Annotated in this window: 9 protein-coding genes and 1 pseudogene; 4 read left to right on the top strand and 6 right to left on the bottom strand. The window is 71.4% G+C overall.

Translation table 11 applies throughout. From position 1 onward, the window contains the following. Positions 1-178: 178 nt before the first annotated feature. Entirely contained in the window at positions 179-868 is a 690-nt protein-coding gene (locus ACNPQM_RS42640) for a hypothetical protein (protein ID WP_418088224.1), read from the top strand. Positions 869-927: 59 nt separating this feature from the next. Here ACNPQM_RS42640 and ACNPQM_RS42635 read toward each other — a convergent pair whose 3' ends face one another. Both ACNPQM_RS42635 and ACNPQM_RS42630 read right to left on the bottom strand, forming a co-directional pair. Further along, positions 928-2037: a glycosyltransferase gene (locus ACNPQM_RS42635; RefSeq protein ID WP_418088223.1), complete on the bottom strand. Its 1110-nt coding sequence runs from the start codon at positions 2035-2037 to the stop codon at positions 928-930. Next, the gene (locus ACNPQM_RS42630; protein WP_418088222.1) at positions 2034-2573 is read right to left on the bottom strand and encodes a WcaF family extracellular polysaccharide biosynthesis acetyltransferase; all 540 of its coding nucleotides are present in this window, start codon (positions 2571-2573) and stop codon (positions 2034-2036) included. Before ACNPQM_RS42630 ends, ACNPQM_RS42635 begins: the two co-directional genes overlap by 4 nt. 122 nt (positions 2574-2695) lie before the next feature. Between ACNPQM_RS42630 and ACNPQM_RS42625 the strand changes: the two genes are divergently transcribed. Next, positions 2696-4198 carry a hypothetical protein gene (locus ACNPQM_RS42625; protein WP_418088221.1) on the top strand — a complete coding sequence of 501 codons (1503 nt, stop codon included), beginning with the start codon at positions 2696-2698 and terminating at the stop codon, positions 4196-4198. Between the two features lie 64 nt (positions 4199-4262). Here ACNPQM_RS42625 and ACNPQM_RS42620 read toward each other — a convergent pair whose 3' ends face one another. From ACNPQM_RS42620 to ACNPQM_RS42610, 3 genes are read right to left on the bottom strand one after another with little or no spacing between them, the layout of a single operon-like run. Further along, positions 4263-5543: a hypothetical protein gene (locus tag ACNPQM_RS42620; protein ID WP_418088220.1), complete on the bottom strand. Its 1281-nt coding sequence runs from the start codon at positions 5541-5543 to the stop codon at positions 4263-4265. Then, complete coding sequence (locus ACNPQM_RS42615) at positions 5540-7231, bottom strand: lipopolysaccharide biosynthesis protein (RefSeq protein WP_418088219.1); 1692 nt, start codon at positions 7229-7231, stop codon at positions 5540-5542. Before ACNPQM_RS42615 ends, ACNPQM_RS42620 begins: the two co-directional genes overlap by 4 nt. Beyond that, positions 7228-8433: a glycosyltransferase gene (locus tag ACNPQM_RS42610; RefSeq protein WP_358861204.1), complete on the bottom strand. Its 1206-nt coding sequence runs from the start codon at positions 8431-8433 to the stop codon at positions 7228-7230. Before ACNPQM_RS42610 ends, ACNPQM_RS42615 begins: the two co-directional genes overlap by 4 nt. Before the next feature lie 370 nt (positions 8434-8803). Between ACNPQM_RS42610 and ACNPQM_RS42605 the strand changes: the two genes are divergently transcribed. Continuing rightward, positions 8804-9328: an adenylyltransferase/cytidyltransferase family protein gene (locus ACNPQM_RS42605; RefSeq protein WP_418088218.1), complete on the top strand. Its 525-nt coding sequence runs from the start codon at positions 8804-8806 to the stop codon at positions 9326-9328. Here the strand turns inward: ACNPQM_RS42605 and ACNPQM_RS42600 are convergent. Continuing rightward, positions 9241-9960: a CDP-alcohol phosphatidyltransferase family protein gene (locus ACNPQM_RS42600; protein ID WP_418088217.1), complete on the bottom strand. Its 720-nt coding sequence runs from the start codon at positions 9958-9960 to the stop codon at positions 9241-9243. The genes ACNPQM_RS42605 and ACNPQM_RS42600 overlap by 88 nt on opposite strands. Before the next feature lie 598 nt (positions 9961-10558). Here ACNPQM_RS42600 and ACNPQM_RS42595 point away from each other — a divergent pair. Continuing rightward, a pseudogene (locus ACNPQM_RS42595) lies at positions 10559-10810 on the top strand (IS630 family transposase); the annotation flags it as partial. Positions 10811-10868: the final 58 nt, after the last annotated feature.

Here is a 10868-nt window from a genome sequence, read left to right as displayed (position 1 = left end):
AAAAAACCAAATTTCCGGGGGCCTGCTTATTTTTTTTATATTTCCCCGCCCACACGTTCCGGGCCCACCGCGGGGGGGGGGGCCGGGGCCCCCCCCCCCCCGCCCACCCCATCTGGGCCCGCACCTTCGTGTGCGGGCCCGCCTTCATACCCGGCCCGCTCGGGCCGCAGGAGCCACCATGCACACTCGCACTCTCCGGTCCCTCCGGCGCGGGGCCGCCGCCGGCGCCCTCATCACGCTCCTCGCGCTCTCCGGCTGCAGCTCGGACGGCAGTACCGACGCGGCAGCGAACCCGACGCGGAGCATCTCCGACGACCAGGCGGCCGGCGTCCCGGACGACCAGGCGAGCCCTGCTCCCCAGGAGTCGTCGAGCCCCTCCAAGGGCCCGGTCCTGCCCGACGCGAAGCTCACCCCGGCGACCGGTTCCTTCACCGCCAAGGAGAAGAAGTACCTGCACGGCCGTGTGCCGAAGAACATGGACCCGGCAGCCGTGCTCCAGGCCGGCCAGGAGACCTGTCAGCGCATCGAGCGCACCGCCGCCCACGACAAGGACGCCGCGATCGGCGCGCTCATCGCCGGGGACCTGCCGTCCGCCGACGACGCGATCGCCCAGCTGTGCCCGAAGCAGAAGCCGCTGCTGGACAAGGCCGCGACCGGCTTCGCCGACGGCACACGCAAGAAGCCTGCGCCGGGCACCTATCGTGCGCTGACCAGCGCCGAGGGCTGCACCTGGAAGGCACTGGGCGCGGACGACAAGGTGCTGGCCTCGGGCCCTGGCCCGGGCGCCGCGAAGAAGGTCACCGCGAAGATCCCGTCCGGGACCCGTACGTTCGTCTCCTCGGGCTGCTACGCCTGGCTCCCCGCGTAGCGGGTGCCGTTCGGATCGGCGCGGGTCCGCACCGATCCGAACGACCGAGACCATCGTTGCTAGGCCCGCTCGTACACGTCGAGGAGTGTGCCGAGGACCGCGTCCATGGCGAACGTCTCGGCGGTGAGCTTGCGGGCCGCCTCCGACGCGGCGCGCCGGGCGGCCGGGTCCAGCAGGTCGAGCACCGCCGGGGCGATGCCGTCGGGTCCCGTCACCACCCGGCCGGCGCCGGCCCGGCCCACGTCGCGGGCCAGGCCGTTGGAGTCGGTCACCACGACCGGCGTGCCCACGGCCATCGACTCCAGGACCGACATCGGGAACGGCTCGTCCACCGACGGCAGGACGTACACGTGCGCCCTTCGCAGCTCCTCGGTCATGCGTGTCCCGTCGAGTGGTCCCGGGCAGCTCACCCGCGCCGCGAGTCCGAGTTCGTCGATCCGCCGCCGCACGGCGGCGAGTTCGCCCTCGTCGGGGCCCGCCACGACGAATGTGGCCTCGGGGTGCCGGGCCAGGACCGGGGGGGCCGCCTCCACCAGGTCGACGGGGCGCTTACGGGCCTGGAGCCGGGCCGCGTACAGGATACGCGGCGGTCCCACCGGTGCCGGGCCCTCGGGCTGTGCAGGCACGCCGTTCACCAGGCGGACGGCGCGAGCGAGGCCCGTCCCGCCCACCACGGCCTCCAGGTCCCGCAGTTCACGGGTGGTGAGGTGCAGAACGGCGGTGGCTCCGCGCAGCACCCGCCGCACCGCGACCGCGTCGAGAACCCTGGCCGAGCGCCGCTCGCTCGGGTCGACCATGCCGTGCGTCTGGAGGACCAGCGGCTTCCCGGCACGCAGCGCGGCGAGCGCCACCGGCAGGGTCACCAGGTCGCGCGCCAGATGCACATGGACGACGTCGGCCTGCCGTACGAGACGGTGGGCGTCGGCGAGCAGGGACGGCGAGGTCAGGCCGCTAAACCTCAACGGCAGGATCCTGCGGGCCTGGTGGAGGCGGGCGGGCACGCCCTCCACCTCCTCGGGTAGCGGCCCCTCGAAGCCTTCGGCGAGGGCGGTGAGCCGGGCGTCGTGCCCGCGTTCCCGCAGCCCCTTGCAGAGGTTGAGGGCGACCCGGACCGGGCCGCCGAAGGCGTGGGTGGGGCTGTGCAGCGTGACCGCGTGCAGCACTCTCACGCGGGCTCCTCGACGGGCCGGCGCCGGTTGTCGGCGGTGTGCAGGGTCAGCTCGGGCAGGTCCTTGTGGAGGACCGCGCCCGCACCCACGACGGCGCAGCGGCCGACCTTCACCCCGGCGAGGACGGTGGCGCGCGCCGCGACCCAGGCTCCGTCGTCGACGGTGATCGGCGCGTTACGGTAACGGAAGTCGGCGGCGCGGTGGTCGTGGCTGCCGGTGCACAGCATGGCCTCCTGCGACACGCACACATGGGCGCCGAGGATGACCGGCTCCAGGTTGAGGATCCACGCCCCCTCGCCGATCCAGGTGTGGTCGCCGACCGTCAGCTTCCACGGCCAGAGCACGCGCACCCGGTGCCGGATGAGCACCCCCGTGCCGATCTCGGCGCCGAAGGCCCGCAGCAGTGCCGTCCTGACCCGGGCCGGGGTGAACCACGCCATGAAGACCGTGTTCATCACCGCGAACCAGAGCGCCTGGACGAGTATCCCGCGCCCCTTGTCGTATCCGGCCAGTGTGAAGGCCGGGAGATCACGCATCGATCCATCCCCCCAACAGCGTCTCCCCGGATGGTACTTCGCCACACTCTAGTAGCTGACCGTTCATCATAGGCCAGGGCTCGTTAGACTGCGCCGGGGATCTCTTTCGGGGCGGGGGCGCCATGACGCAGCACATGGACCGGGGCACGACCGGTACGCCCGGGTCATCGGAGCGGGGCTGGCAGGTGGCGGTGCCGCCCTTCCGGCCGCGCACGCTCCTCTCCCGCGCGTTGTCGGTGCCGCTCGTCCTCGGTTTCGCGGTGTTCCTGCCGTTGCTCGTGCTGGTCCAGCCCGGCACCGGTCTGCACGACTCGGCGCTGTGGCTCCAGCTCGCACTCACCATGTACGCCGGCATCCGCCTCTCGGCGATGATCCTCTCCAGCCGGCGCAAGCTGCTCGCCGGTTCGTTCTGGCTGTTCGTCTACATGGCGATGGGCGTGGCACCGCTCGCGCAGGCCGTGCTCGGCCGTACGCCGACCCCCGTGGTTGGTGCGCGCACCGATCTGACCGAGGCGGTCGCGCTCGTCCTGATCGGCTGTGTCGCGTTCGACATCGGCACCCTGCTGGCACGCCAGCGGCCCGAGCGGAAGCGGGAGGACAAGCTGCGGCCGGCGCTGGTGCACCGCCGCCGCCTGTACCTGCTGACCCTCCTCGCCTTCCTCGGCTCGGCGCTCCTCGTCGTCAAGCTGGGCGGTCCCGCGGTCTTCTTCACAAGCCGCCAGGAGATCATCAGCAGTGTCCAGGAGGCCGGGCTCTCCCAGGCGGACTCGCAGGCTGGGCAGGCCATCGTGCGTGGCTTCGGCACCGTACCTGCCCTCATCGCCTGGCTGGCGTACACGCACTGGCTGGTGACCTCGCGGCGGGCCCGCCGTTCCGTGGTGATCATCGCGGTCTGGGGGGCGCTGGCCGCGCTGAACGCGGTGGTCAACAACCCGATCTCCAACCCGCGTTTCTGGTTCCTCACCGTCCTCTTCTCGCTGCTGTTCACCGTCTTCCCGGTGAGCGCGGCCTTCTACCGGGTCGCGCTCAGCCTGGGCGTGATCGTGGCACTGGTCATCTTCCCGTTCGCGGACCGCTTCCGCTACGACGACGCCAACTACCGTCCGGTGCAGACCACTTCGCCGCTGGAGCCGCTGGCCCTCAAGGACTACGACCAGGTCGGCATGTTCGCCAACACCATCACGTACGTCCGGTCGGCCAGCGGCCACACCTACGGCCGTCAGCTGGCCGGCTCGGTGTTGTTCGCGGTCCCCCGCTCGGTGTGGCCCGACAAGCCGATGGACACCGGGGTCATGGTCGGCCAGTGGATGGGCGCGACGAACACGAACCTCTCGTCGCCGGTGTGGGCCGAGCTGTGGATCGACTTCGGCCCGGTCGGGATGGTGGCCGGGTTCGTGGCAATGGGATACGCGGCGGCACGGGTCGACCGGCGCTACGCCCGCCGCGCGGTGCGCAGTGCCCGGCCGGGCAGTCTGATCGCCCTGGCTGTCCCGCTGGTCGCCGGCTACTCGTTCATCATGCTGCGGGGCCCCCTGCTCCAGGCATCAGGGCGCGTGGCCATCGCGGCGTTCTGCATCGCCCTGATCACCACGTTCCGCCAGGACCGGGCGCCGGGGCTGCGCTGACCGGAGGGCCGAGGCCCTGGGGAGCGGCCGCGCGCCGTGCGCTCCACTCCCCACGCGGTGACGCTCAGTTCGCGGGGACCGCCGGTACCGCCGTCGTCGGAGTCGTCTCCTCCACCCGCAGGCGCGCGACCCGGGTCCAGGCCGCCACTGCCTTCAGTGCGGAGCCCACGGCCAGACCCCAGGCCGCTCCGAGCGCCGAGCCGGTCAGCAGGTATCCGGCGAGCATGAGGACGACCGAGAGCAGCGAGAACACCACCTGCACCGACAGGGTGGCGCGCGGCCTGAGCACGCGCAGGGCCACGAGGGCGCAGGTGCCCAGGCCCATCACCGCGTACTGGGCGCCCGAGGCGGGCAACAGAGCGGCCGACAACTGCCAGGTGGAACCTAGGAGTTGACGTCCAACGTGGTCGGGAAGGGCGTACAGCACGAGCCCCCAGGCGAGGCCGACGGCGCTGAGCGCGAGGCCGAGCAGCGCGGCAGCGCGGGTGGTGGCGCGACGGCCGCCGAGCCGGTTGAGCGGCGGCGGCCCGAAGGCGTTGACCGAGTTGAACAGGACGTTGAGCGGCCCGAAGAGCGTGGTGGCGCCGCGCAGGGCGCCGACCGCGAGCGGGGCGGCGAACAGGCCGAGGCCGAGCACGGCGAGCTGGCTGGAGGCGTTGCCGACGGCGAACTCCACGACGAAGCGCTGTCCGAGGTGGCCCCGGCGCACGTAGGGCCGCAGGTCCGCCCGCGAGCCGCGGACATGGGGCCACAGCAGGCGCAGGCCGAGCAGCAGCGCCGGGACGGCCGACACGCCCCACACCGTCACGAGGAGTCCGGGCGCGGCGTGCCGGGGCTGGAGCAGCAGCGCGGGCACCACGCACGCCAGACGCAGGGTGTCGGCGGCCAGGGCCAGGCCGGGGCGCCGCAGGGTGGAGAACGCGTACCGCAGCCCGTCCTGCACGAGGACCAGGGGTAGCACGAGCCCGAGGGCGAGGAAGGCTCCGCCGGGTCCGGCCCAGCCGCCAGTGACGGCGCCGACGGCGGCGAGCAGGACCCCGACGACGATGGAGGCGAGGAAGGTGAAGGCGATCGCGGACCGGCAGGCGGCGCTGGTGTCGCCGCGGGTGAGGACGACGGCTTGGCCGACGTACGCCACGTTGAGGCCGAGCAGCACCGTGAAGGTGAGGTACACCATCGAGAAGGTGGCGAAGCCTTGCACGGTGGAGACACGGGCAGCGATCACCAGCACGGCAATGTTGGTGAGGCTGGACGCCGCCTGGTCGAGCACCGAGGCGAGGGCGGCCGCCGACCGCCGCGGGTTGCGCGGCTTGTCGGACGGCGGCTCTTCCTCCGGGGCGGTCACCAGTCCCCCGAGCGGACGGCGCGCAGCGCGACCGTGTCGCTGCCGTCGCCGTCGAAGTGCCGCTCGGGTTCGGGGGTGTTGCTCGGCTCGGGAGTGGGGGCCGGCTGGCTCTTGGGCGCCCGGCGTCTGCTGCCACGGCGGGCGACGGGCGTCCGGACCCTCTTGGAGTCGATGTGCGTCACCGCGCCGAGGACGGTACCGCCGGCACCGACGATCAGTTCGCGGATACGCATCAGGTCGGCGCGGTGCACGGTCCGCGGGTCGCAGACGATGAGCACGCCGTCGACCCGGTCGACGAGCGCGAGGGCGTCGGCGTACGCGAGGACGGGCGGGGCCACGACCACGACGGTGGCGTCCGGATCGTCGGCCTCGGCGATCAGTCGCGTGGTCCGGGCGGAGGTCAGCGCGCGCGGTACGTTGCGCACACGTTCGCCGGGGACGAGCCCGAACGCTCCTGACTCGCCCGCGTCGAAGAGGAGTTGGCCTCGGCTCGGCCACTCGCCCTCGGCGTGCTCGCTGGTACGGCTCCAGCGGGGCCGGGAGGCGGCGGACACGTCGAGCCGCTCGGAGAGCGACGGGGTGCGCAGGTCGGCCTCCACCAGCAGGACGTTCTTGCCGGTCTCGGCGAACGAGGCGGCGAGGTTGACCGCGACGGCGATACTCGACTCCATGGAGCCGCGCGGGGCGACGACGAGCAGTCGGCGCCGGTCGGCGAAGCGCTCGTCGTAGGCGAGGCGGAAGGCGATCGAGCGGTACTCCTCGGCTGCCCGGGAGTCGGTGTGGCCCACCACCAGGGTTCCCGCCGAGCCGCGGGGCAGCGCGCCGAGGACGGGACCGCGGACGGCGCGGGCGACGTCACCGGCCGAGCGAGGCGCCGGGTCGAAGACGAGCCGCACCCAGGCGCCGAGCAGGCCGAGACCGACGCCGACGAGGCCGCCGAGGCCGAGCGACAGCGGCAGGCCGGGCCCGTCGGACGAGGAGGGGACCGTGGCGTTGCGGATCACGTTGCCGGGCGTCATGTCGAGCGCCTTCAGGCTGGTGATCTTGCTGCGGAGGTCGGTGATGCGGTTGAGCAGGTTGGCCTGCACCGCGTAGGCAGAGTCCGCGGCGGATCCGTCGGGAAGCTGCTTGATCTGCCGGGAGAGCTCGTCGTTCTGCTTGGCGACCGGATTGAGCTGGTCCTGCAGGCTCTTGAGCATCGAGTCGCGGACGGACTCCCACTGGTCCTTGCGCATGTCGATGTACGACGCGGTGAGGGCGTTGGCGCGGCGCGCCGCCTCCTTCGGGTCGGACGCGTTGTACGTGAAGTGCAGCACGAGGGTCTGCGGCGGGTTGGTGACCTGGAGCCCGCTCTGGAGCTGGTCCACCTCGTCCGCGCTCATCTTGAGCTGCTTCGCGGCGCCTTGCGCGACCGAGCGGCTGAGGGCCGTCTGCCGCTCGGACCCCATGTTGAGCGCCTTGTCGCTGGCGAGCGTCGGCGCGAAGGGGTCGCTGGTGGGGGCGCGGAGCACGATGTCGGTGGTGGCGGCGTAGCTGTCGGCGCCGGTGACGCCAAGCCAGGCGCCGGCCAGCAGTCCGATGCCGACACCGCCGCCTATCAGCCACCGGTAGCGCAGGAGTTGGCGGAACTGCTCACGCAACTGCTCCGGCTCGTCCTCCCCCCGGACGGGAACGTGTGTCTCGTTCACCTTCCAAGTCCCCCCATTGCCTCATCGATCAGCGCGTCGATGCGCGCGAGACCCGCCTCCCGTGACAGATGGGCCGCTACATGGCGCGGACCTGCCGCGCCCAACTCGTCCGCCATCTTCGGATCTTCGGCGAGTCTACGCACCGCTGACAAGAACTGATCAGGATTCTCCGGTTCCACAAGCATTCCGGCGCCGGATCGCAGCGCTTCGCGGGCCGTACCGCCTTCGGCAGCGACCGAGGCGACCACCGGGCGGCCGGCCGCGAAGTAGGAGGTGAGCTTGGAGGGGACGCTCATGTCGAGGACGGAGGCGCGCTGGGTCACGGCGAGGACGTCGGCGGCGGCCAGGACGTCCGGGAAGTCGGCGTCGTCCACCGGCGGAAGGAACTCCAGGTTGGGCAGCCCCTCGGCGAGTGCGGCGAGGTGCTCGCGCTGGTTGCCGTCGCCCATCAGGACGATCCGGGTGGCCGGGTCGCGGCGGGCGGCGTCCACCAGCACCTCCAGGCCCTGCTTAAGGCCCATGTTCCCGGAATGCAGGACCACGGTCTGCTCTGGCCGCCAGCCGAGCCGCTCGCGGGTACGGTCGCGTGGTGCCGAAGGGGCTTGTATGTGCGACCAGTTGGGCACAAGGCGTATGCGTCCGGGGTCAACACCCATGGCCCGCACCCGCTCGACGAACGTCTCGTGGATGACGCCGACCAGCGTGGCACGCCGCAGCACCCAGGACTCCGCCCGCTCGGCCAGCTCGGCGGCGCGGCCACCGCCCTGGATGCCCGACTGCGCGGCGGCGGCCCCCATGAGGTCCTGCACGACCGGCACGTACGGTGCCCGGTGCCGGGCGGCGACGCGGGCGCCGAGCACGCCCCCGGCGAGGCTGGGCAGTTGGGCGAGCACGGCGTCGAGGCGGCCGGTGCGGGGAGGCGCGACCAGGCCGTGGGCGAGTATCGAGCTCTCGAACAGGGCCCTGCGCAGGGCGCTCTGGCGCGGGGGGACGCTGTGCCGCCTGCGGTGCACGGTCACTCCGGCACGCTGCTCGGTGGCCCGCCACACCGTGCGGTAGGCGGGGTCGAGGCGCCAGGACGGGTAGTGCGGGAGCCCGGCAAGGACATGGGTGTCGTGGCCGCGGCGCGCCCAGTGCTCGGCGATACCGGTGGCATACGGACCGATACCGGTGTGCTCGGGCGCGTAGTTGGTGGATACCAGGAGCAACCTGCGTCCGGATGGCCCGACTTCGCTCTCCTTGCCAGCGTGTCCGTCGATGTCCGGCTCGTTGGTGCGCTGCACCGGAACGGGCACCGCCGGACCGGTGACCCCCGTACCGCTCCGGTCACGACGCTCGTCGTGGGTATGTGTCACGCGACGAATCCTTCCCCCCGGCCGCCTCGGCGGCCTCCCCGGTGTGTTCGCGCCTTACGGGACCCCAGGTCCCACGCACTGCTCGGCAGTGAACCAGGACGCACCCCAATTGTTCACCCTTCCAGCACCGAGCATGGACGCTATCGTCAAAGTCCGCACATCCCCGCAAAGGAGTGCGCACAGGGGGACATCATCGATCGCGGGGGCATCTGTGCCATTGAGCAAGTCGTATCGCGTGGGCTACGCGCCTGGCACCTACGATCTGTTCCACATCGGGCGCTTGAACATCCTGCGCCACGCACGTGCCCAGTGCGACTACCTGGTGGCAGGCGTGGTCTCGGACGATATGGCCGAACGGGCCAAGGGCAGAGAGCCGATGATCCCGCTCGTCGAGCGACTGGAGATCGTCCGCAGCATCCGGTATGTGGACGCCGCGTTCGTCGAGACCGTGCCGGACAAGCTGGAGACGCGGAAGCAGGTCCGCTTCGACGTGCTGTTCAAGGGCGACGACTGGCGGGACACGCCGAAGGGGGAACGGCTGGAGCGGGACTTCGCCACGATGGGCGTGGACGTCGTCCACTTCCCGTACACCGTGCACACGTCGAGCACCCAGCTACGGCGTGCCATCGACGCCCTCGACGGGACACGGTCGGTTCACCGACGAACTGCGGACAGCTCCCGGAACCACTTGGCGAGGAAGGCGACGAGGAAGAGCGCGGCAGCGACGGCGAGGACGGTGTAGGCCCAGCGGAAGGCGCCGCCGCCGCCGAGCAGCAGGAACACCAGGCAGAACACCCCGTGGTCGACCGGAAGCAGCGCCACCGCGCGCGCCGTGGAGGGCGCGGCGCGGTCGCCCGGGGCCGCCTTGGGCTTGAGCTGCTCGGTGAGCAGTCCACCGAAGAACGTGACGACGGCGGCAAGTTGGAAGCCGAGCGGCACCAGCAGCCAGCCGTCGGCCTCGGTCCCGAAGTGACTGGGGTGGCGATAGAAGGAGATCAGCACGGTGGTGTGCAGTGCGGTGATCTTGGCGCAGTCGACCACATGGTCAAGCCATTCACCCACCGCGCTGCCGCCGCCGCGCAGCCGGGCGAGCTGCCCGTCGGCGGAGTCGAAGGCGAACCCGACCGCGAGCCCGAGCCACACCACGAGGCCCATGGCCCAGGTGGGCGCTGCGAGCGCCGTCACCGCGACGGCTGCGAAGCTGAACGCCGCGCTGATCGCGGTGACATGATTGGGCGTCAGGCCGAACCGGTACGCCCCGGCGGCCAGATACCGGCCCGCGGGCCGGTTCACGAACCGCGAATACAGCGATACGCCCTTCGCGCTCTTCTGCGCGGATTTCAGCCGTATCAGCGCCGACGTCGTAGTGCTCATCGATCCCCCGGATCTCATGACCTCACCGGTCACTCCCCTGATCCACATCATCACAGGCGACGGCGTGCGATGACGAGTGATCGGAGAACTGACCGGAAACCACGGGTGTCAACCGCGGCGGCGTACAGGGAGCCGGTCCGGCGGCCCCGCCCACTCACGGCCCCGGCGTCCCGTCCACTTCGGCGGGACCACCGGCGTCAGGGAAAGCTGAGGTCAGCGCCCTTATTTGACCGGCTCGAGAATCGCCACGCACTCCACATGATGCGTCATCGAAATCACGTCACGGAAGCCGAGTGTCGCATAATCGCAGGTCAGTGCGGATGTCAGCCACATTGAGCGGCCTGGCGGACACCCGGAGCGTCAAACGAGCGTCACGACCATACCCATCAGCGTTTCCGCCGAGCCGAACCGGGCGGGCAGCGACCGCGGCCTCCTTGACGACCTCCACCACGTCCTGCCCGCAGAAAACTGCTGGGAGCACCCTCACGGCTCCGAGGTCACCGGTTCCCGTAGTCCTCCACCAGGTTGCCGATGAGCGAGAGGAGGGCGTCAGCGCGGTGCCGGTCCTCGCGCTGGGCGCGCAGGGCCTGGTGGACCTTTCACCCCGACCTACGCCTCGTGGGCGAACCCGATCGAGGCGCACTTCGGACCGCTGAGGCAGTTCACCATCGCCAACTCGAACCATCCCAACCACACGGTGCAGACCCGGGCCCTGCACGCCTACCTGCGCTGGCGCAACGCCAACGCCCGCCACAGCGACGTCCTGGCCGCCGAACGCAAGGAACGCGCCCGCATCCGCAGCGAGAAAGGCATCCGCTGGGGCGGACGCCCCCTCGCACCAGCAGCCTGACCAAACCCGTGACGCGGCAGGCACGGCAAGCTGTCTCTCAGCCTTCCCGAGGCTCGAC

The sequence above is a fragment of the Streptomyces sp. NPDC056231 genome (genome assembly GCF_048270745.1).
In the GTDB taxonomy this organism is placed as follows: domain Bacteria; phylum Actinomycetota; class Actinomycetes; order Streptomycetales; family Streptomycetaceae; genus Streptomyces.
Note: the sequence above shows the minus strand (reverse complement) of the source record. Positions and strands in the feature narration are given on the sequence as shown.